The 22,578-nt window shown below is 63.7% G+C and carries 16 protein-coding genes; 6 read left to right on the top strand and 10 right to left on the bottom strand.

The genetic code is table 11. The features are described 5' to 3' along the window. Window positions 1–144 precede the first annotated feature (144 nt). The 3 genes from I8746_RS08520 to mobA all read left to right on the top strand — a co-directional run bounded on the left by I8746_RS08520 (window position 145) and on the right by mobA (window position 5,097). The gene (locus tag I8746_RS08520; protein ID WP_017148311.1) at window positions 145–1,320 is read left to right on the top strand and encodes an efflux RND transporter periplasmic adaptor subunit; all 1,176 of its coding nucleotides are present in this window, start codon (window positions 145–147) and stop codon (window positions 1,318–1,320) included. 11 nt (window positions 1,321–1,331) lie between these two features. After that, entirely contained in the window at window positions 1,332–4,460 is a 3,129-nt protein-coding gene (locus I8746_RS08515) for an efflux RND transporter permease subunit (RefSeq protein ID WP_012052166.1), read from the top strand. A gap of 61 nt (window positions 4,461–4,521) precedes the next feature. Then, window positions 4,522–5,097, top strand: a complete 576-nt coding sequence (mobA, locus tag I8746_RS08510) for a molybdenum cofactor guanylyltransferase MobA (protein ID WP_012052165.1) — start codon at window positions 4,522–4,524, stop codon at window positions 5,095–5,097. A gap of 134 nt (window positions 5,098–5,231) precedes the next feature. Here mobA and I8746_RS08505 read toward each other — a convergent pair whose 3' ends face one another. From I8746_RS08505 to peaA, 5 genes are all read right to left on the bottom strand, one after another. Further along, a complete protein-coding gene (locus I8746_RS08505; RefSeq protein WP_012052164.1) occupies window positions 5,232–6,905 on the bottom strand; it encodes a fatty acid CoA ligase family protein in 1,674 nt (557 codons plus the stop codon). 134 nt (window positions 6,906–7,039) lie between these two features. After that, window positions 7,040–8,161: a quinohemoprotein amine dehydrogenase subunit beta gene (peaD, locus tag I8746_RS08500; RefSeq protein WP_221100453.1), complete on the bottom strand. Its 1,122-nt coding sequence runs from the start codon at window positions 8,159–8,161 to the stop codon at window positions 7,040–7,042. Window positions 8,162–8,192: 31 nt separating this feature from the next. Then, window positions 8,193–8,516, bottom strand: coding sequence for a quinohemoprotein amine dehydrogenase subunit gamma (gene qhpC / locus I8746_RS08495; RefSeq protein ID WP_014590799.1), 324 nt, complete (start codon window positions 8,514–8,516; stop codon window positions 8,193–8,195). A gap of 1 nt (window position 8,517) precedes the next feature. After that, window positions 8,518–9,948 (bottom strand): quinohemoprotein amine dehydrogenase maturation protein, encoded by a 1,431-nt coding sequence (peaB, locus tag I8746_RS08490; protein WP_019437499.1) that lies wholly within the window; start codon window positions 9,946–9,948, stop codon window positions 8,518–8,520. Window positions 9,949–9,996: 48 nt separating this feature from the next. Further along, window positions 9,997–11,562, bottom strand: coding sequence for a quinohemoprotein amine dehydrogenase subunit alpha (gene peaA, locus I8746_RS08485; RefSeq protein ID WP_221100452.1), 1,566 nt, complete (start codon window positions 11,560–11,562; stop codon window positions 9,997–9,999). A 403-nt stretch (window positions 11,563–11,965) separates the two neighbouring features. On the opposite strand from peaA, the gene I8746_RS08480 reads away from it, so the two are divergent. The 3 genes from I8746_RS08480 (at window position 11,966) to I8746_RS08470 (ending at window position 16,258) form a co-directional block, all read left to right on the top strand. Beyond that, a complete protein-coding gene (locus I8746_RS08480; RefSeq protein WP_161774042.1) occupies window positions 11,966–13,459 on the top strand; it encodes an aldehyde dehydrogenase in 1,494 nt (497 codons plus the stop codon). Window positions 13,460–13,598: 139 nt separating this feature from the next. Beyond that, window positions 13,599–14,912, top strand: a complete 1,314-nt coding sequence (locus tag I8746_RS08475; protein ID WP_221100451.1) for an alginate export family protein — start codon at window positions 13,599–13,601, stop codon at window positions 14,910–14,912. A gap of 389 nt (window positions 14,913–15,301) precedes the next feature. Next, the gene (locus I8746_RS08470) at window positions 15,302–16,258 is read left to right on the top strand and encodes an RHS repeat-associated core domain-containing protein (RefSeq protein WP_060544951.1); all 957 of its coding nucleotides are present in this window, start codon (window positions 15,302–15,304) and stop codon (window positions 16,256–16,258) included. Window positions 16,259–16,315: 57 nt separating this feature from the next. Here the strand turns inward: I8746_RS08470 and I8746_RS08465 are convergent, their stop codons facing one another. The 5 genes from I8746_RS08465 to I8746_RS08445 form a co-directional block, all read right to left on the bottom strand. Beyond that, a complete protein-coding gene (locus I8746_RS08465; RefSeq protein ID WP_088512692.1) occupies window positions 16,316–17,629 on the bottom strand; it encodes an NAD(P)/FAD-dependent oxidoreductase in 1,314 nt (437 codons plus the stop codon). Continuing rightward, entirely contained in the window at window positions 17,622–18,299 is a 678-nt protein-coding gene (locus tag I8746_RS08460; protein ID WP_014756944.1) for a S8 family serine peptidase, read from the bottom strand. The genes I8746_RS08465 and I8746_RS08460 overlap by 8 nt, the downstream gene beginning before the upstream one ends. Further along, window positions 18,289–20,022, bottom strand: coding sequence for an ABC transporter ATP-binding protein (locus tag I8746_RS08455; RefSeq protein ID WP_014756945.1), 1,734 nt, complete (start codon window positions 20,020–20,022; stop codon window positions 18,289–18,291). The genes I8746_RS08460 and I8746_RS08455 overlap by 11 nt, the downstream gene beginning before the upstream one ends. Before the next feature lies 1 nt (window position 20,023). Further along, window positions 20,024–21,934, bottom strand: a complete 1,911-nt coding sequence (locus tag I8746_RS08450) for a sigma-54-dependent Fis family transcriptional regulator (protein ID WP_012052156.1) — start codon at window positions 21,932–21,934, stop codon at window positions 20,024–20,026. 342 nt (window positions 21,935–22,276) lie between these two features. Next, window positions 22,277–22,513 (bottom strand): hypothetical protein, encoded by a 237-nt coding sequence (locus I8746_RS08445; protein WP_012052155.1) that lies wholly within the window; start codon window positions 22,511–22,513, stop codon window positions 22,277–22,279. Window positions 22,514–22,578 lie beyond the last annotated feature (65 nt).

The following is a 22,578-nucleotide window of genomic DNA, read 5'->3' as shown; positions in this document are numbered from 1 at the left end:
CCAGCACAGGCCCATGCAGAATATAGAACCCAACCACTCGACAGGATCATTCTTCACACTTTTTCACACTCGCCCTACAGGTATTAACAGCCGCCCAGGCAGCGTCTGACTTAGCATATACACGGTCATCATCGGAAGATCCGCATGCCTACTACCCTCTCCCCGTGCCTGCGCCCGTTGGCGCTCATGGCATTGCTGAGCCTGTCCCTGGCCGGCTGCAGCGACAGCGCCGAGCCAGACGACCAGGCCCCCACTGCGCAAGTGCGCGTGGAAACCCTGCAACTGCAGCCACTGGCCATCAGCAGCGAACTCAGCGGCCGTATCCTCGCGCCACGCACCGCCGAAGTGCGTGCGCGGGTCGCAGGCGTGGTGCTCAAGCGGGTGTACCGCGAAGGCAGCGACGTCAAGCAGGGTGATGTACTGTTCCTGATCGACCCGGCACCGTTCAAGGCCGACCACGATAGCGCCCGCGCCACGCTGGCCAAGGCCGAGGCCACCCGGTACCAGGCGCGCCTGCAAGAGCAGCGCTACCGCGAGCTGGTCGACGACAAAGCCGTCAGCCGCCAGGAATACGACAACGCCAAGGCCAGTTTCCTGCAGGCCGATGCCGAAGTGGCCGAAGCCAGGGCGGCGCTGGAGCGCGCCCGGCTGAACCTCGGCTATGCCACCGTGACCGCGCCGATCTCCGGCCGTATCGGCCGCGCCCAGGTCACCGAAGGCGCGCTGGTCGGGCAAAACGAAACCACCCCGCTGGCGACCATCCAGCAACTGGACCCGATCCATGCCGATGTCACCCAGTCTACCCGTGAGCTCAACGCGCTGCGCCGCGCCCTGCGCGCTGGCGAATTGCAGCAGGTGGGCGACGGCCAGGCACGCGCCACGCTGATCCAGGATGACGGCAGCGCCTACCCGCTGCCGGGCAAGCTGCTGTTCTCCGACATCAGTGTCGATCCCAGCACCAACCAGATCACCCTGCGCAGCGAGTTCCCCAACCCGGACCTCGACCTGCTGCCTGGCAGCTACGTGCGGGTACGCCTGGAGCAAGCGGTGCAACCCAAGGGCCTGAGCGTGCCGCAACGCGCCATCCTGCGTGACAGCGCCGGTGTGCCGAAGGTGCTGGTGGTAGACCAGCACGCCCGGGTCAGCGACCGCCAGGTTGTACTGGGCAGCGCCCAAGGCGACCGCTGGGTCGTCAGCGAGGGCCTGGCGGCCGGCGAACGGGTGGTGGTCGAAGGCCTGCAGCACGTCAAGGCCGGTGACCAGGTGCAGGTCGACAACGCACCCGCTGCCCCGCCCATCGCACAGCATACCGGCCAGTGAGGGCCTGATTCATGCCGCAATTCTTCATCGATCGCCCGGTATTCGCCTGGGTGGTCGCACTGTTCATCCTGCTGGCCGGCGCGCTGGCCATCCCGCAGCTGCCGGTCGCCCAGTACCCCAACGTGGCACCGCCGCAGGTGGAAATCTACGCCGTGTACCCAGGCGCCTCGGCGGCGACCATGGACGAAAGCGTGGTCAGCCTGATCGAGCAAGAGCTCAATGGCGCCGACAACTTGTTGTACTTCGAATCGCAGAGCAGCCTGGGCAGCGCCACCATCACCGCCACCTTCGCCCCGGGCACCCACCCGGACCTGGCCCAGGTCGACGTGCAGAACCGCCTGAAGGTGGTCGAGTCGCGCCTGCCACGCCCGGTCACCCAGCAAGGCCTGCAGGTGGAGAAAGTGTCCACCGGCTTCCTGCTGTTGGCCACCCTCACCTCCGAAGACGGCAAACTCGATGAAACCGCGCTGTCGGACATCCTGGCACGTAACGTGATGGACGAAATCCGCCGCCTCAAGGGCGTCGGCAAGGCCCAGTTGTATGGCTCCGAACGCGCCATGCGCATCTGGATCGACCCGCGCAAGCTGATTGGCTTCAACCTCACACCCAACGATGTGGCCGAAGCCATCGCCGCGCAGAACGCCCAGGTGGCCCCTGGCAGCATCGGCGATCTGCCCAGCCGCAGCACCCAGGAAATCACCGCCAACGTGGTGGTCAAAGGCCAGTTGAGCAGCCCCGAAGCGTTTGCTGCCATTGTCCTGCGTGCCAACCCGGACGGCTCCACGGTCACCATCGGGGATGTCGCCCGGGTTGAAATCGGCGCCCAGGAATACCAGTACGGCACGCGCCTGAACGGCAAACCGGCCACGGCCTTCAGCGTGCAGTTGTCACCCGGCGCCAACGCCATGGAAACCGCTACCCTGGTACGGGCGAAGATGCAGGACCTGGCGCGCTACTTCCCGGAAGGCGTCAAGTACGACATCCCCTACGACACCTCGCCGTTCGTCAAGGTGTCGATCGAGCAGGTCATCAACACCCTGTTCGAAGCCATGCTGCTGGTGTTCGCAGTCATGTTCCTGTTCCTGCAGAACCTGCGCTACACACTGATCCCGACCCTGGTCGTGCCAGTGGCATTGATGGGCACCTTCGCCGTGATGCTGGCCATGGGCTTCTCGGTCAATGTGCTGACACTGTTCGGCATGGTACTGGCCATCGGCATTCTGGTCGACGATGCCATTGTGGTGGTGGAGAACGTCGAACGCATCATGGCCGAAGAAGGCTTGCCGCCCAAGGACGCCACACGCAAGGCCATGGGCCAGATCAGCGGTGCAATCGTTGGCATCACGCTGGTGCTGGTGGCGGTATTCCTGCCCATGGCCTTCATGCAAGGCTCGGTGGGGGTGATCTACCAGCAGTTCTCGCTGTCGATGGCGGTGTCGATCCTGTTCTCGGCGTTTCTCGCCCTCAGCCTGACCCCGGCATTGTGCGCCACCTTGCTCAAACCCGTGGCCAAGGGCGAGCACCATGAACGCAAAGGCTTCTTCGGCTGGTTCAATCGCCGCTTCGAACGCATGAGCAACGGCTACCAGCGCTGGGTGGTGCAGGCGCTCAAGCGCAGCGGCCGCTACCTGCTGGTGTACGCGGTGCTGCTGGCGGTGCTGGGCTACGGTTTCAGCCAGCTGCCTACGGCGTTCCTGCCCACCGAAGACCAAGGCTACACCATTACCGACATTCAACTGCCGCCGGGCGCCAGCCGCATGCGCACCGAACAGGTAGCCGCGCAGATCGAGGCGCACAACGCCGAAGAACCGGGCGTGGGCAACACCACCTTGATCCTCGGCTTCAGCTTCTCCGGTAGCGGGCAGAACGCGGCGCTGGCCTTCACCACCCTCAAGGACTGGTCCGAGCGCGGCGCCGACGACAGCGCCCAGTCGATCGCCGACCGCGCGACCATGGCCTTCACCCAGCTCAAGGACGCGATAGCCTATTCGGTGCTGCCGCCCCCCATCGACGGCCTCGGTGAGTCGACCGGTTTCGAATTTCGCCTTCAGGACCGTGGCGGCATGGGCCACGCCGAGCTGATGGCAGCCCGTGACCAGTTGCTCGAAAGCGCCAGCAAAAGCAAGGTGCTGACCAACGTGCGCGAAGCCTCGCTGGCGGAAAGCCCGCAGGTGCAACTGGAAATCGACCGCCGTCAGGCTAATGCACTGGGCGTGTCGTTTGCCGATATCGGCACGGTGCTGGACGTGGCAGTGGGCTCCAGCTACGTCAACGATTTCCCCAACCAGGGCCGTATGCAGCGGGTGGTGGTGCAGGCCGAAGGTGACCAGCGCAGCCAGGTCGAAGACTTGCTGAACATTCACGTGCGCAACGACAGCGGCAAGATGGTGCCACTGGGTGCGTTCGTTCAGGCCAGGTGGGTCAGCGGCCCGGTGCAACTGACCCGCTACAACGGTTACCCGGCGGTGTCGATCTCTGGCGAGCCAGCCGCCGGCTACAGCTCGGGCGAAGCCATGGCCGAAGTCGAGCGGCTGGTGGCGCAGCTACCGGCCGGTACCGGCCTGGAATGGACCGGCCTGTCATTGCAGGAGCGGCTGTCCGGTAGCCAGGCCCCGCTGCTGATGGCGCTGTCGCTGCTGGTGGTGTTCCTGTGCCTGGCTGCGCTGTACGAAAGCTGGTCGATCCCGACTGCGGTGCTGCTGGTCGTTCCGCTCGGCGTGCTCGGTGCGGTGCTGGCGGTGACCTTGCGCGGTATGCCCAACGACGTTTTCTTCAAGGTTGGCCTGATCACGCTGATTGGCCTGTCGGCGAAGAACGCCATCCTGATCATCGAGTTTGCCAAACATCTGGTAGACCAGGGCGTGGACGCCGTCGACGCCGCCGTGCAAGCGGCTCGCCTGCGCCTGCGGCCGATCGTGATGACTTCGCTGGCGTTCATCCTCGGCGTGGTGCCCCTGGCCATCGCCAGCGGCGCAAGCTCTGCCAGCCAGCAAGCGATTGGCACCGGGGTGATCGGCGGCATGCTCAGCGCCACGCTGGCAGTGGTGTTCGTGCCGGTGTTCTTCGTGGTGGTGATGCGCCTGTCCCGGCGACGCCAGGCGCATGACAGCGACGGGCAACCCGTGCCCCGCGAAAGCTGACTGGACAAGCCCCGCGTGAAATGGGAGGGTTCCCGGCAATGACTGCCCGGAACCCTTTTTCATGCCTGATGCACGCCCCCCCTGCTCCATCCTCATTCTCGCCGGTGGCCGCGGCCAGCGCATGGGCGGCCGTGACAAGGGCCTGGTGGACTGGCGAGGCGAGCCGTTAATTGCACATGTTCATCGAGTGGTGCGGCCACTGAGCGACGACCTGGTGATTTCCTGCAATCGCAACCAGGCGGATTACCGGGCATACGCCGACCGGTTGGTGGGCGATGCAGAAGCCGACTTCCCAGGGCCGCTGGCGGGGGTGATTGCCGGGCTCAAGGTGGCACGTCATGGGTGGGTGGTGGTGCTGGCTTGCGATGCGCCGCTGGTTGATCGCGAATTGATCGAGGGCCTGCTGCGGCTGGCAGTGGCCGGTAACAGCGCGGCAATGGTGCGTCAGGGTGGTTTTTGGCAGCCGATGTTCAGCGTACTGCCCAAGCGGGTGTTGCCGGCGCTGGAGCAGGCCTGGGCAGCGGGTGAGCGGAGTTTGCAGAAGGCCTTGCTGCGCGAGGCGGTGCAGGGGCTGGAGTGCGCCGAGAGTGATCGCCGGCTAAGCAACTTCAACAGCCCGGAACGGCTGCAGGACTGAGGGCATGACACCGTTAACACAGGTAGTTCACTGGCCAGCAGGGCCGGCCCTTTAGCGGGTGAACCCGCTCCTACGGGCGACCGCGCAGGATGTTCGAATCTTGAGCAAGGCGTTCACCTTGGGCACGTAAAAGGTCATCTGGCAGACAGCTCTTCGATACTGATCTCGCGCATCCGGAACTTCTGCACCTTGCCCGTAACCGTCATCGGAAACGCGTCGACAAAACGGAAGTACCTGGGCACCTTGAAGTGCGCAATCCTCGCCCTCGCCCACTCACGCAACGCGTCCTCACTGACAGCATGCCCCGGATGCAGCCGCACCCAGGCCACGATCTCTTCACCGTACTTGCTGCACGGCACGCCAATCACCTGCACATCGGCCACCGCCGGATGGGTGAAGAAGAACTCCTCCAGCTCGCGCGGATAAATGTTCTCGCCGCCGCGAATGATCATGTCCTTGCTACGTCCGACAATACGCACATAGCCCTGCTCGTCCATCACCGCCAGGTCGCCAGTGTGCATCCAGCCCTCTGCGTCGATGCTCTCGGCGGTGGCTTTGGGGTTGTTCCAGTAACCCAGCATCACGCTGTAGCCGCGGGTGCACAGTTCGCCGATCTCGCCACGCGGGACAGTGTTGCCTTCGGCGTCCACCACCTTGCTCTCCAGCCGGGGCTGGGTGCGACCGACGCTGGTCACGCGACGCTCCAGGTCGTCAGCGGCACCGGTCTGCAAGGACACCGGGCTGGTCTCGGTCATGCCATAGGCAATCTGCACTTCGGCCATGTGCATCTCGCCAATCACGCGGCGCATCACCTCGATCGGGCAGGTCGCGCCGGCCATGATCCCGGTGCGCAGGCTCGACAGGTCGAACTCTCCACGCTGCGGATGGTCCAGTTCGGCAATGAACATGGTCGGCACGCCATACAGCGCAGTGGCTTTTTCCTGCGCCACTGCCCGCAGCGTGGCCAGCGGGTCGAAGGCATCGCTGGGGTAAATCAGTGCGCTGCCGTGTGTCATGCAGCCAAGGTTGGCCATGACCATGCCGAAGCAGTGGTACAGCGGCACCGGCACCACCAGCCGATCGTGCTCGGTAAGGCCCAGGCTTTCACCGACCATGTACCCGTTGTTGAGGATATTGCTGTGGCTAAGGGTGGCCCCCTTGGGGAAACCGGTGGTGCCTGAGGTGTACTGGATGTTGATCGGATCGTCGCAACGCAGTTGTGCCTGGCGCGCAGCCAGGGCCTCGCCGCTGACAACCTCGGCACGGGCCTGCAATGCGTGCCAAGCCAGGAAGCCCGGCGGTGGCGACAGCGCCAGGCTGACCACGCCACGCAGCTCGGGGAAGCGCTCGCAGATCAGCGCGCCCGGTTGGCCGTTGGCCAGGCCCGGGAGCAGGCCCTGCAGCGTGGCGTGGTAATCGGAGGTCTTGAACGCATCGGCACAGATCACCCAGCGGCAGCCGGACTGGCCAAGGGCGTAGTCCAGTTCGCTGGAACGGTAGGCCGGGTTGATGTTGACCAGGATCGCGCCAACCTTGGCGCTGGCAAACTGGGTAATGCACCACTCGGCGCAGTTGGGTGCCCAGATGCCAAGACGGTCACCGGGCTGCACGCCCAGGGCCATCAGCGCGCGGGCGTGCTGGTCGACGGCGTCGGCCAGTTGCCGCCACGTGTAGCGCAGGGCCTGATGGTGAACCACCAGCGCCTCACGCTCGGGGAAGCGGGCCACGGTGGCGTCGAAGGCGTCGCCGATGCATTGGGTCAGCAGGGGCTTGTCCTGGTTGCCCTGGGTGTAGCTTGGCTGGGGCATGGGCGTTCTCTTGTTGTTCTTGTGTTTTCTGTGCTGGCCTCTTCGCAGGTAAACCCGCTCCTACAAAAACCTCCACCGGCCTCAAATGTGGCGCCGTCCTTTGTAGGTTTACCCGCGAAGAAGCACACACCGGTTTAGCGAACGAACACCTGCGGCGTCGTGGTAGACATGTCACCACCCGGCAACTTGATGTTCTTCACCTTTTCCAGCGTATCTGGGTTGAACACCGCCAGGTCATTGAAGGTGCCGCCCAGGTAAAGCTTGTCGCCCTTCTTGTCGAACGTCACGCAGTAGTAGGTGTGCTCCAGATTAGCCGCCTTGATCAGCTTGCGCTGTTTGATGTCGTACTTGGCCAGGCGGTTGAGCACGCCGTAGATCTGGTTCGGGTCCTTGGGCGAGCGCAGGCCGGTGAAGTACAGCTCGGTCAGGTCGGCGAACTCCTGGGTGTGGGTCTTGCCGGTCTTCAGGTCGATGCTCAGGTAGCCATACAGCGGTTCGGCGGTGGCCGGGTCCTGCTTGTCATCCTTGAACTTGGCAATGGTGTACAGCATGGTGAACTCATGGCGCGGGCTCTGGTGCGGCCAGAAGTACAGCACATCCGGGGCGCTGTAGCCTTTGCGGTTCCAGTTGCGCAGCGGCAGGGCTACCGAGTATTTGCCGGTCTTCACGTCCATCTTGTAAATGTCCGGCCCGGCAACGTACAGGCTGCCATCGTCGGAGGCGCGCATCAGGTACACCTGGCGCGGCATCGGGAAGCTGCGTACGGGCTTGGCCTGAAGGCCATCGGCGGTGCTGAACACCTCCAGCCGGGGTGGCTTGACCACGTAATGGTCGTTCAGCCTCTGGGTCGGGTTGACCGTGGCATACACCTCTTTGCCGTCTGGGCTGATGGCGAACGAATAGATCGACCGGCCGACTTCACCGGCTACGCTGGACAGGTTGGCGTGGAAGGTGTTCTTGCAGGTGTCCAGGTCGATGCCGTAGATGTCGCCGTAATGGTTGTTGAGCACGTAGGCGGTGCGATTGTCCGGCGCCATCATTGCGGTGCCAGGGCCGAACTTGTCCGGCATCCGGCAGCTCTTGTAGACCGTGTCACTGGCCACATCGACCACATGCAGGTTGTTCGGGTAGTTGGTCACGATCATGTATTCGTGGCCAGCCTTGAGTGCCGGGCCAGTGTCGTCGGCCTGTGCCAGCCCGGCGCAAGCCATGGCGGCGATGGTGAGCGCCAATGGCGCGCAGCGTCCAGCTTTCATGCGGTTTCCCCTTGTCATTCTTGTTGGGCCGTCACTTGTCTTTCGGGAACACGGTGCCGAGGTTGCGCCAGTCCTCTGCCGAGTTGGTCGCCTGGGCGTTCCAGTCCTGGTAGGTGCTCATCATGTCCGGCACCTGGGCCGGCCACCAGCAAGGGTCGGAACAACCATAAAGGTCGGCCTCCATCGGCTGGCACAGCGAGCTCACGCCGCCAAAGGCGTCCACCTCCCAGCCGGGGTCGGTAGTGGCCGTGCAGCCGGCCACCGCGCTCATTGCCATCACTTCCTCGACACGGTCTTCGGCGGCGGCCTGCTCCAGGATGCGCGCCTTGTTGTTCAGGGGCTTCAAGTGCTTCATGTCAGTGCGCCTTCCGCGGGGTGATGTAGCGATCGATGAAGGCCGGGTTGGCGGCCATGATGCGGCTGTAGACTTCAATGCCGAAGTCCACCCAGTCGCGCATCAGCTCGCAGTAGTGATACGTCGGGTGCTGCGGGTCGCCGTAGCGCGCATAGCTTTCGTGATAGCAGCCGCCGGAGCACAGGTTGCGGATGCGACAGCTTTCACAGCCGGTGTTGCTGCGGTCCAGGCGCTGCGACAGGAAGTCGTTGAGCTGCGCCTGCTTCACGCCCTGGTGCACGTTACCGAAGGTGGGCAGGCTGGAGCCGGTGAAGCGGTGGCACAGGTTCAACTCACCTTCGTGGTCCACTGCCAGCATCTTCAACCCGGCGCCACACGGCAGGGCCTTCTTGTGGCCTTCGTGGATGTCGGTGATCAGCTGATGCAGGTTGGAGAACCCGATGTTGCGGTGCTCCAGTGCCGCCTCCAGGTAGCGCCGGCCGAGCGCCTTCATGTTGGCGAAGACTTGCACCAGCTCGTCGCCAGTGAGGTTGAAGTCGGCCATGTCGCCAGAGGTAACCGGGGCAAAGCCGACCTCGGCGAAACCCATTTCGTTGAACAGGTGGTTCCAAATGGTTTCAACGTCAGTAATGCCACGGGTCAGCGTAACCCGCGCACCCACTGGCCGGCTGGTGTAGCGCGACAGCAGCAGGTCGGCCTTGCGCCGCACCACGTCATAGGTGCCCTGCCCGCCCACGGTGATACGGTTGCGGTCATGCACGGTCTTGGGGCCATCGATGCTGATCGACAGGCCAAAACGGTGGGCGTTGAGCCAATCGATGATTTCTTCGGTCAGCAAAGTAGCGTTGGTGGTCATGATGAACTCCACCTGCTTGCCCGCTTCGGCGAACCGCCGCTCGCAGTAAGCCACCATGTGTTCGATCAACGGCCGGTTGGACAGCGGTTCGCCACCGAAGAACACCACGCTGTAGCGCTGCTCGTTGGGTGATTCCTTGAGCAGCATCTCCACCGAGGCTTCGGCGGTGGCGGTACTCATCTTCTTGCCGGCGGAAGGCTTGTCCAGGTCTTCCTTGTAGCAATAGGTGCAGCTGAGGTTGCAACCGGTGTTGACGTTGAGCACCACGGTGTTAAGAGCGGTGCGCTCGACTTGCCTGAGGGCGATTTCCGGGGTCAGCGGCGAGCCGTCGCTGACCAGCTCCAGCGCGATCAGCTCGCGCAGGGTGTCCTGGATATCGTCGCCGGCAAACTGCTGGCCAAGGCGCTGCATCAGCTCCTCGGCCGAGCAGCCTTGCTGGCGCAAGGTGTCGATGATGCCGCCGGTCACCGCGTCAGCGGTGAACAGCGAACTGCTGGGGATATGGAACAGCATGCGGTCGGCATCAACCTGTACTTCGTGCAGGTTGCGTTCGACCAGGTTCAGTAGTACGCCCATGGCGACCTCCCGATAATCGATCCGTTGGAAAACCGTTGTAGCCTGCCGTTACGGCAGCGGCGGGTTATTCCAGCGCTGTACGGTGACGATCATGTGCCCTTCGCCGGTCTGGCCACCGTCGGCCAGCGTGGCGATGACCTTCAGGTTACCGGCGTTGTTGGTCATCATCTTGCGCTCAGGGTTGGGCCCGGCACCGCCTGGCACGAACACACCGTCGGCCTGCATCTGCCCGGCGAAATTGACGTCTTCATCCTCGACAGCACGCTCGTTGAACGGCTCGACCTTCCAGCTGGCCGGCAGGTAGCCGATACGCAGCGGCTGGCCATTGGCATCCTTGCCCCAGGCTTCGGCCTCGAAACGCCCCTGCACTTTCGGCACGGAGGCACCGTTCTCGCCAATGCGCGCGATGGAGAACGCCGGCACGACCTTCACTTCATCGACTTTGTCGTAAACCGCCAGGTTCACGCCCTTGAGCGCACCTACCGCCACCTCGCGCAGCCCTGGCCTGGCATCGGCCGCGGCACGGGCCTTGACCCTTACCAGGGTCGGGGTCTGCTCCAGCACTTCGGTCACTTCCACCCCGGCACCCAGGTCCGGCTTGCCAGTCAGGCCACTGCCAACCAGGGTGATTTCGCTTTCGCCTCCGGCCTTGATGAACGCCGGTTGTACCGCCAGCAACTGCGCCTTGCCTTCTTTTACGGCGCTGAAGTCCAGGCCGCGCTCATCGTGATCGGCTTCGAACATACGGCCTTTCATTTCGCCATCCAGCGCGGCGAACACCTGGCGCAGGTTGGCATCGCCAACCTTCACATTGCCCCGCCATTCATAACCGTTGTACAGGATGGCCGAGCCGCTGCCGTTGAACGGTGTACCGTCGGCGTAAGCACCCTTGACCTCGACCTTGAAGGTATCGCCCTCTCCGGCCGTGACGCTCATCACCCCACGTACATCGCCCTTGGCCAGCATATGGCCACTGAATGCCCACTGCCCCGGCAGTACGTCCGCCTTGGGTTTGGCCTTCTGCCATTCGTCCCAGGCCGCGCTGTCCATCGGGAAGCGCTTGGCAAGGTCCGGCACCACTTGCTGCAGGGCGATCGGCAGCCAGTCGCGGTCACGCGCCTGGGCCTGGTATTCAAGGGACGGCCATTGGCCAAGGTGGAAGTGGACCAGGTGTTCCCACTCCTTGGCCGGGCGCCGTTGCAAAGCGACACGGGCACCCGAGTGGCAACGGCCACAGGTCTCGCTGAGCTGGGTGTCGAAGTGCTCGACGGTATTGAGCCGACGCTCCATGGCGTAACGCACGCCATCGGTTTCGCTGGGCGCCAGGCCCTGTTTGTCGGCCAGGTATTTGACCAGCGTGCGACGGTCGTCGTCGCTGATCTGAAGGCCATGCATCACCTGCATGCGGGCGATGCTCATCAGCCAGCCTTCCGGCGTCTTGCGCTGGTGGCTGATGCGGCTATAGGTGTCGTTGCCTTCGGGGATATGGCACCCCATGCACTTGTTCTGCAACAGGCTCGGGCCCTGCTCGGCCGCCATGGCCTGGGTGCTCAGCAGCGCGGCGGCGACCAGCGCCAGTTTGCCCGCATGCCGCCGGAGTCGAGTCGTCTTCAAGGTCAGACCTCCACGGTTGTTGTTCTTATCGTTTTCGCACGCTTTGGTACAGCAGGTGTGCATGTGACGGTTGTGATACAGGAACTGTGCCAGTTAGGGTAAAAGCGTTTCCTTTCAACCCTTTAAGCGGTTTTCGGGGCTTGGCCAGGAGCCGGGATGGCCATTTGCAGCGTGCCATTTCGCGACAGGGTGTTTCATGTTGAGACAGGGCCCGCGAAGAGACCGAACAGCCACTGTTTCACCACCGTCTCACACCGTCTCAATGTGCAACAGCGCAACCTGGCAATCGCAGCCTTGCGCTCAGGCAAAACCCAACGCCCACAACGCTTTGCGGCCATCGGCCCAGGTTGGCACGGCCATTGCGCCAGTGCCCGTCACATCCAATGACAAGAGGCACAGCCCCATGCTTTCCGAACTGCCCATCCTGCCCGCCACCCGCGCCTTTCTCGAACGCAAGCTGAAGATGCGCATCGGTGCCGACTGGCAGGACGCCGCCAGCGGTCGCACCCTGTCGTTCCGCAACCCGGCCACCGGCGAGGTGCTGGGTGAAGTGCCGGCCGCCGAGGCCGAAGATGTCGACCGCGCCGTGCGCGCTGCGCGCCAGGCCTTCGACGACTCGCCCTGGAGCCGCATGCGCCCGCGCGAGCGGCAGAACCTGCTGTGGCGCCTGGCCGACCTGATGGAGCGCGATGCGCGCCAGCTGGCCGAACTGGAATGCCTGAACAATGGCAAGAGCGCCGCCGTGGCCCAGGTGATGGACGTGCAACTGGCCATCGACTTCCTGCGCTATATGGCGGGCTGGGCCACCAAGATCGAGGGTAGCACCGTCGAAGCGTCCATGCCGCTGATGCCTAACGACCAGTTCCACGGCTTCGTGCGCCGCGAGGCAGTGGGCGTGGTTGGCGCCATCGTTGCCTGGAACTTCCCACTGCTGCTGGCCTGCTGGAAGCTCGGCCCGGCACTGGCCACCGGCTGCACCGTGGTGCTCAAGCCTGCCGATGAAACCCCACTGAGCGTGCTCAAGCTGGCCGAGCTGGTCGACGAGGCCGGCTACCCGGCCGGCGTGTTCAACGTGGTTACCGGTACTGGCCTGAACGCCGGCGCCGCGCTCAGCCGCCACCCCGGCGTAGACAAACTGACCTTCACCGGCTCCACCGAGGTCGGCAAGCTGATCGGCAAGGCGGCCATGGACAACATGACCCGCGTCACCCTGGAACTGGGCGGCAAATCGCCGACCATCGTCATGCCCGACGCCAACCTGCAGGAGGCCGCAGCCGGTGCGGCCACGGCGATCTTCTTCAACCAGGGCCAGGTGTGCTGCGCAGGCTCGCGGCTGTATGTGCACCGCAAGCACTTCGACAATGTGGTGGCCGACATCGCCGCAATTGCCAATGCCATGAAGCTGGGCAACGGGCTGGACCCGGCGGTGCAGATGGGCCCGCTGATTTCAGCCAAGCAGCAGGACCGCGTCACCGGCTACATCGAGCTTGGCCGCGAACTGGGCGCCACCATCGCCTGCGGGGGTGAAGGTTTCGGGCCTGGTTACTTCGTCAAGCCGACGGTGCTTGTCGATGTTAACCAGCGTCACCGCCTGGTACAGGAAGAAATCTTCGGGCCGGTACTGGTGGCGATGCCATTCGATGACATCGACGAAGTGATCGGCATGGCCAACGACAATCCCTACGGCCTGGGTGCAAGTATCTGGTCCAACGACCTGGCCGCTGTGCACCGCATGATCCCGCGCATCAAGTCCGGCTCGGTGTGGGTCAACTGCCACAGCGCGCTGGACCCGGCGCTGCCGTTTGGTGGCTACAAGATGTCTGGCGTTGGTCGTGAGATGGGCTCAGCGGCCATCGAGCACTACACCGAGCTGAAATCGGTGTTGATCAAGCTCTGATCCTTTTTCCTGTACCGGCCTCTTCGCGGGTGAACCCGCTCCTACACCCGGTATCACGTGCCTTGTAGGCGCGGGGTCACCCGCGAAGAGGCCGGCACAGGCAACAAAAAAACAACAATAAAAACCATGGAGCAAACCCATGAGGCACACACTCGCCTGCACATTGGCCCTGCTGTTAACCGCCCCCGCCAGCCAAGCCTACGAGCTGTACAACCACGATGGCACCACCCTCAACGCCAACCTCGAAGCCCTGTTCGGCGTCTTCCACAGCGACGAAAGCTTCAACCAGGCCGGCAACCGCCAACCGGGCAGCACCGCCTGGCAGGAAGGCTACGTCAAATACGGCCTCAACGGCAGCCAGACCCTGGCCAATAGCGGCACCCTCTACGGGGCCTTCAGCCTGCTCAGTTCCGCCACCTGGGGCGATGGCGACGCCGCCGGCCTGACCTTGGGCGACGAACGCCGCACCGCCATCGAAGACTTGTACCTGGGCTGGCGCTCGGCCAACCTGTTCCCGGCGCTGGGCGAAGATGGCGTGGACATTTCCGGTGGCCGCCAGGTCGTCACCCTGGGTGATGGTTTTCTGATCCAGGGTGACCCGGTCAACCTGGGCAAGGTCGACCTGGGGGCCAACTTCGATCGCGGCGGTGCCTACTACCTGGCCGCACGCAAGGCCTTCGACCGCACCGCCGTGCTGCGCCTGGGCGGCAACCAGGGCTGGCGCGGTGACCTGATGTGGTTGAAGTCCGACAACCATTACCAGGCCGACACTTCCCTGGCGGTCGCCAACCTGGAGCACGTCGCCGATACCGGTACCGTCGGCCTGAGCTGGATCCGCGGCCTCGACGTGGACCAGCGCTACGCGCAGATCATGGGCCTGGAACACCGCGACGGCATGGACACCGCCAGCCTGCGCGGGCGCGGCAACCTGGGCGTCAAAGACCTGGAGCTGGCCGCCGAGTACGTGACCCAGGACAAGACCGGCGGGCGCGAGAATGCCTGGTACCTGGAGGGCAGCTGGACCTTCTCCCAACTGCCCTGGTCACCCACCACCACCTACCGCTACAGCCGCTTCTCCGAAGGCTTCGACCCACTGTTCTATGGCCTCAGCCGGGGTTACGGCACCTGGTTCCAGGGTGAAGTGGCAGCCAACTATGCCGGGCCGTTCAACAAGAACAGCCAAGTGCACCATGTAGCGCTGAAGGGCAAGCCACGGGACAACCTGACCGTCGGCGCGCTGTACTTCGACTTCGACACGCTGGACACCGACCAGGGCAACCTTGGCGGGCGCGAGTTGGATCTGTATGTGGAATGGATGGTCAACGACCACTTGCTGATCAGCCCGGTGGTGGGGTTCTACAAGCCGGAGCGCAGTGCGGCCAATGGCGGTACGCAGCTGGGTGGGCGGGATACCGGGACTTACCTGCAATTGATTGTCGGGACCTTTTTCTGATTAGAAATCCCGGGCCGCTTTGCGGCCCATCAGCACATCTGCCAAACCAGGCGCTCAAGCGTAATGGCTCGCCAATTTTTTGCTCATACTTTTCATCTTGCAGTACCTGACCGGCACACCGCGAGGAAGCCCCCCATATATTGGGTAATACGCTCGTGGTCCGCCTTGTCGCGCCCAGACTTTAATATCTTCGGGCAATGTAGGTAGCAATTTAACACTCGACAATCAACCGGGGTGAATGTATTGATCGAGCCACGAACGAGTGGGGTCTGAGCTTCAGCAAGCAATGCCTCCATAGACCCTGTCAATTTTGCCAGTAGCTTCTTGTCTCTCAAGCTGCACATCATTCATCTCCCATGGATGATTTTCTGAGAGAACCGGAGATTGACATGAGATTTTTTTATCAAGGCGCACATCAACATAGCTGCATCGAGAAAACCACTGCCCGTACAGCTTTTCGCCAGGGCGAGCAACTGCTCGCACTGCAGCAATCAGGTTTGCTGCCGCGTACATCGTTAATGCCAACAGACGTGGCCAACTCCGTTTTTGAACATGAACGCAGAGCTATCGCCTATTCCCCTTATGGCCATGACGGACTGAAAAACCCCATCCATTTCGGATTCAAAGGAGAATACCGCGATACACTCACGGGAAATTATCTTCTGGGCAACGGCTACAGGCTATACAATCCGGTTATTATGCGATTCCAAAGTCCCGATCATGATGCTCCATTCGATCGGGGTGGAATTAATGCCTATACCTACGTGTTGGGCGACCCCATAAACTTACGAGACCCTTCTGGGCATCAACCCATCGGTATCGGAAAAATAGCCTTTAGCTATGAAGGCTGGGCTGCGAGGTTGGATGATCTTGCAGTTTTCTGGACCTCGGACTTGTCAAGTCCCACCGGGCTCGTCTTGAACATCTACGGGCATGGAGCACCAGGAAAAATTCAGATGAGTCGGGGTAACCTGATATCGGGTACCAAGATGCTAGCGGCCCTCAACGATGAGCTGGGCATCGATGCTTCCCAACAACCCATCCATCTAATCTCCTGTTACTCTGCAAACCGTCCTCATGGCGGTGGACTTTCGATGATGGAACAACTCATGAACAAGACTCAATCATCTGTGACGGGATATCAGGGCCCCGTACACGTCCGTGAGGTGTATACCCCTGACCGCTATGCAATCGAAATTGTCGAGTCCAACACTTTCAAGCCAGGCTCAGAAAACCATAAGAAATTTCTCTACCATCCGGTGACAATTTCTCCAGGCAATACGGAGGCCTTAGCTCTTCATCCCAGGGATAATTACTCATTAAGCAATAACATCAGACGGCTGTAAGAGTGAACGTGCCCCCCCATGACCCAAACCTCAAGTGCGGTGTCCAGTAGGGCTGATTTACCGCCTCCTGGTCTCAAACCAAGCCAACCCCTGCTCCCTTAGCCACCGCCGCACGCTCCTCTGCTGTTCACCCGCAAGCCCCGACAATACCGCCTCAACAGGCCGCCCACTGCGCATTTGTCGCACCACCGGCGCCAGTTCCACCCCCTGCAAATGCCACACCCCCAACGGCTGATCCGCTGTCACCACGACCTCGGCTTCATCCACCAGCCCGTCACGCAGCACCGGCCGCCGCTCAACCCGCACCGCTTGCCAATCAGCCGCCTGATGCAGGGGTTCCGCATCCGGCCAACCCTGGCGCCGGGCCCAGAACGGTTGCCCCACCCGGCTTTGTTCCTGGGCATAAAAATCCCGGCCAATGCGGGCAAAACGCAAGAACAGCTGCTCGACCCGCTGCTGGTGAAACTGCCGCGCCAGCTCGGCCCGTTCAGGCCTGCGCAGCAACGTATTGATCACCACCGGCGCCTGCAATGCCGAAGAGAGCGACTGAAAAATCCCGTTGCCCGACAGCGGGTCAACGGCCATGGCGGCATCCCCCACCCGGATCCAGTCCTGCCCGACACATTCACCCGCCAGAATGGCGGTACTGCTGCGTGCATGCACCTGTGCCGGTATCAATGCCTGATCGTCGAACAGTTCAGCGACCAACGCGCTGCGGCCCCGCAACGCCACGCAGTACGCTGCCAGCCCAGCCTTTGCCGGCAGCCCGGCAGCGTCCTGGGTGACTTGCCAGTAACAGCGGCCATCTTCCAGCCGTGCCATCCACGCCCAGCCATCCTCCAGGCTCTCCACCGCCGACGCAGGCGCACCCGGGCTACCCTGCCAGACATTGAGCAGGCTGACCGTTTCCGGCCCACGCAGGCGGTCTGTGGCCAGGGGCGCCTGACGGCCTCGAGCCTCGACCAGGAAATCAGCAGTCAGCACCTGCCCATCGTCCAGGCGCACATGATGACCGCCCCCCGGCACGACCTCACGCACCCGCGCCTCGACCACACTCACGCCTGCGCGCTGAAGGTCTTCGCGCAGCGCCTGGTCAAAACGTTGCCGGTCGAGCAAAAACTCCTGGTTCATGTGCAGGTGCTGGCCGTTCCAGCGTACCTGGCGGGTGGCCGGCATGGCCGCCTGGCTCAAGGCCCCACCCAGGCCTGCATGACGCAAGCCCTCCAGCACCCGCTGCGAAACACCTTCAACTGCCGCGAAACGGCGCCACTCCGACACCACCGTCACGGTGTAACCCAGCCGCCGCAAGCCAATGGCCGTGGCGGCCCCCGCAGGGCCGGCGCCCAGCACCACGATGCGCAGCTCAGCCATGGCGGCCACCTCGCCGCTCGGGCCCTTTGAAGGCCGCATGTTCACGCAACCAGTCATGCACTTGCTGGCGGTCCATTCCCTGGGCATCACGCAGCAAGGCGGCAATCTTCCCGCTCAACGCCGCACAACCCAGGCTCGCACCCGCCCGCTCACCCGCCCCCACGTAAGCGCCAAAATCCGCCTGTCGAGTACCCAGCCACGACCACTGGCCCGGTGCACAGCGGGCATCGCCAGTGACCCGAATGACACCCGGGTAGCTGGCCGGGAACACCGGCCCACCCTGCGCCGGGCTGGATGCACACAACAGCACACCCGCGGCCAAAGCCTCGGCACAGGCCTGGTGCAGCACGGGCCGGTCCTGCTGCAAGCCCAGGCTGAGGTTGATCAGCGTCGCCCCCGACTCCACCAGCCACAGCAATGCGGCAGCCACCTGCAACGCACTGGTGCTGGCCTGAGCACTGAACACCTGGGCCACCAGCACCGACACCGGACCGGCCTCGTGTTGCAAGCTGGCGAGCACCGCACTGCCGTGCCCAAGTTGGTCTGGGAGCATTTCACCTTCGCGCAACTGGCCGTCTTCCAGCCAGAAACGGCGGGCGTCCCGCAAGCCGTTGGCCTGCTCCGGCGAGCAGCCGCTGTCGATGATGCCAACGCGCACGTCAGTGCCCATGCTTGATCACCTCCTGCGCCAGTACCTGCAACTGACCGTCATGCAGTTGCAGATGCAGGTCGGCATCGGCCAGGGTCGAAGCCCGGTGGCTGATCAGGATGCGCGTGCGGCCGGCGAACAGCTGGTCGATGGCCGCGATCACTTCACGTTCGGTGGCTTCGTCCACCGCCGAAGTGGCCTCGTCCAGCACCAGAATCGCCGGGGCCTGCAACACTGCACGAGCAATGGCGATGCGTTGTTTCTGCCCCCCGGACAACTGCTGGCCGCGCTCGCCCAGCAAGCCATCCAGGCCCAGCGGCAGGCTGTCGACCAGGCTGTCCAGCCGCGCCAGGCGCACCACCCGTTCCAGTTCATCACGGCTGGCCTCGGGCACGCCATAAGCCAGGTTCTGCGCCAGGGTGCCACGGAACAGCACGATGTCCTGGCTGACCACGGCGATTCGCCTGCGCAGCGCAGCCACGTCAAGGTCGCGCAGGTCGACGCCGTCCAGCAGGATGCGCCCGGCGTCCGGGTCGTAGAAGCGCTGCAGCAGGTCGATCAGGGTTGACTTGCCCACGCCGGAGGCACCGCTGATGGCGACTTTCAGGCCACCCGGGATACTCACCTGCACGTTGTTCAGTACCGCACCCTGGCGCCCCTCATGGGCAAAGCTCAGCGCCTCCAGGCGTAACTCGCCTGGGCCGTCAGGCATGGGCTGCGGATTGACTGCCTGATGCACGGTCACCGCTTCGCGCTTGAGCTCCATGACCCGCCCCAGGCTCACGGCCATGCGCTGCACCGCCACATACAGGCCCAGCAGGCTCTGCACCGGCCCCACGGCCATGCCCATGTAGGTAGAAAAGGCGATCAACGCGCCCAACTGCCAGGTACCCTGGATCACCCACCAGCCACCGATCAGGAACGCACAGGCGCGGCACCACGAGGTGAGCGTGCCGGGGATAGCCTGGGTGAAGAATTCGGTCACCTGCACCTTCAGCAGCTGGCGCATGTAACCTTGCCCAAGCTGGTCCAGGCGCCCTGCTTCCCGGCCTTGCTGGCCGGCCGCCTGAATGAACTTCATCGCCGGCAGGGTCTCGACCAGAAAAGACGACACATCCGCCGAGCGCTCACGCAGGTTGCGCACTTCGCGTTCCACCTTGCGCCGCATCCAGCGCAGCCACAGCACCTCGATCGGCACCAGCACCGCCAGCAACAGGGACAACTGCCACGACAGCATCAGCATCAACGTCACCGCACCCACCAGGCCGATCACCGCCGACACCGCCGAGAACAGCGAGTCCACGGCAAAGCGCTGGATCTCTGCCACATCGCCATCCAGCCGCGAAAGGATGTCGCCGATACGCCGCCGCCCGTAGAAGGTCGGTGACAATTGCTGCAGATGGCGGTAAAGGTCATCGCGCAAGGCGAACAGGATGCGCCCCGACAGGCGCGTATGCAGGTAGCGGTTGACGCCGGCCAGCACAGTGCCCAGCAGGCCCGCGCCGATCATGATTGCCGCCATGTGCCAGAGGGTCTGGTAGTCCTTGGCCAACAGCCCTTCGTCGATCAGGGTCTTGACCAGCCAGGGTTGCGCCAGCGCCAGCAGCGATGCACCCAGCGATAAGCCGAGCAACAGGCCGATGGCACGTCGGTGTGGGCGCACGAAACCATACAGCCAGGCCAACGCCTGGCGCATGAGTACAGGGTCGCTGGAATCCACCAGCCTTGCGAACAGGCCGCCCACGTCAGCCGCGCAACTGCTTGAGCTTGCGGTACAGCGTCGCCCGGCTGATACCCAGTGCCGCGGCGGCGGCCGAGACGTTGCCCTGGTGGCGCGCCAGAGCACCGCGAATCTGTTCCAGTTCACTGTCCTTGAGGCTGCCGGAGGGCGCTGCGCTGCTGGCGAGTTCGTCCAGCAGGCAGTCGGTAAGGTGATCGAGTGTCAGCACCTGCTCGCCATCCTCGCGCATGGCGAGGGCGGTGCGCACCACCATTTCCAGCTGGCGGATGTTGCCTGGCCAGTCGAAGCCTTCGAGCAACGCGGTCAACGCCGGGTCGAGGGTTACGCCACGCGCATCGGCCTTGTCCAGCAGGCCTTGGATGATCGCCGCCAGGTCGTCGCGTTCGCGCAGGGCCGGCAGGCGCAGCGACACGCCGTTGACCCGGTAGAACAGGTCTTCACGGAAGTGCTGCTCCTGCACCAGGCGCTTGAGGTCGCGGTGGGTGGCGCAGATCAGCGCCACGTCGATGTCCTGCTCGTCGCCCGCCCCCAAGGGTGCTACGCGGCGCTCCTGCAGCACCCGCAGCAGGCGTGCTTGCAGGGCCAGCGGCATGTCGCCGATTTCGTCGAGGAACAGCGTGCCACCATGGGCCTGCATCAGCCGCCCGACCATGCCACCCCGGCGCGAACCGGTGAAGGCGCCCTCGCGATAGCCGAACAGCTCGGACTCGATGAGCCCTTCGGGAATGGCCGCGCAGTTGACTGCCACAAACGGTTTGTCGGCACGCGGGCTGGCCTGGTGCAAGGCGCGAGCGACCACTTCCTTGCCGGTACCGGTTTCGCCCAGCAGCAGCACTGGCAAACCATTGCCCAGCCCCTGGCGAGCCATGCGCAGGTTGCGCGCCAGGCGTTGATCACCACCGGCCAGAGCATCGAGTGCAGGTGACTGTTTGCTCAAGGCCGGCTTGCTGGATGGTGTGCTGGGGGTTACCCGGCCATGGCGCGGCAGCTGTAGGGCACGGAAATAGAACTCGCCCTTGGCGGTCTGCACGCTGCTGACCCCACCCTGCCACAGGCGAGCGATAAAGGCCGGGGAACGTTCGCCCAGCAGGTCGGTGCTGCGCCGACCAATCAGTTCGTGACGCGGCACCTGCAACAGCTGGCAGGCACTGTCGTTGGCAGCCAGCACTTCGCCGTCCAGGCTCAGGGCCAACAGGCCGTGCCAGGCACTGTTGAGGTACTGCGGGCGGCTGTGGAAGGCCAGCACCAACTGGTCCGGGTGGCACAGGCCAAACAGGCGGCTTTCAATGTTGCCGGCCGCCAGCATCAGGGTCGACAGGCTGTCCTGCGGTTGCGCCATCACCCCTTCGCGGGTGATGTCGAGCACGCCGATCACCTCGCCCCGCGGGTCGCGCAGTGGCACGGAAGTACAGGAGAACGGGCTCAGGCGGTCAAGGTAATGTTCGCCGCAGTTGATCAGCGTCGGCCGGCCTTCGACCACGGCCGTGCCGATGGCATTGGTGCCGCGCAGCGATTCGCTCCAGCAACTGCCCGGGTGCAGATCGCGCAGGCCTTCGCGTTGCAGCACGTGCTTCTGGCCTTCGATGGCCAGCACGTTGGCCTGGGCATCGCCGAGGATGACGATGCCAGCCTTGCCCTGGCGCGCGACCAGGTAGTCGAGTTCGGGGGTAACGGCATCGATCAACAGGCGGTTGCGCGCCAGCAGCAGGCGCAGGTCATGGCCCTGTTCCAAGCCCAAGCCGACCTGTTCGCCCTGCAGGCAATCCAGGCCGTGGCCCAGGCTGCGGCGCCAGGAAGCGTCGATCTCATCACGCAGCATGCCCAGCGGTAGTTCGCCTTCGCTGACCAGCTTCAGGCGGGCCTCGCGGGATTCGTGCAGCGGGTCGTGGGCGTTTGTTATAAGTTGTCGCGCCATTTTCTACTCCGGCTGTGCCCTGCAACGTTGGCAGGGTACGGGCTTGGGAATTTTCCGCAGTGTGCGGGAGAAATGGCTGGCCGTCATCTGGTAGTGGATGGATTGGGGTGTAGCTGGCCAGGTTACTGTAAGCGGGCGCAATTGCTGTGGGCGCTGGCTTGCCGGCGATCACCGGCGTTGCCGGTGCGATACACCGCGTCGCCTGCTTCGCGGGCTTGCCCGCTCCCACAGGGTGGCACCAAGCCTGAGGACTGCGCATACCTGTGTGTGCGGGCGAGCCCGCGAAGAGGCCCTCGAGGTCAATCAGGGATATCGATCGCTATCACCAATACCCAAGCCCCGTCAGGCACTCGACGCCGCCTTCCGCCCAGCCAGCTGCTGCCTCTCAACCCCATCCAGCAACGCCTCCACCACCGCCTTGGCCGAATCCAACCCATGGTCATTGCTCAACAACAGATCACGGCAGGTGCCCTTGGCCAGTTCCAGCGCCTTGAGGTTGGTCGCAAACGCCCCTTTCAGCAGCGTGGACAGGCGCACCAGCGCATCTTCGTAATCCACGCCCGAACGAACGGCGAACAACGGTGGATGGCTGCATTATCGCGACAAAAGGCCCACACATCGACCGCGCAGGTGCCGTTGAATCT

This window comes from Pseudomonas sp. USTB-Z (genome assembly GCF_019691255.1).
In the GTDB taxonomy this organism is placed as follows: domain Bacteria; phylum Pseudomonadota; class Gammaproteobacteria; order Pseudomonadales; family Pseudomonadaceae; genus Aquipseudomonas; species Aquipseudomonas alloputida.
This window is presented reverse-complemented; position numbering and strand designations above follow the sequence as displayed.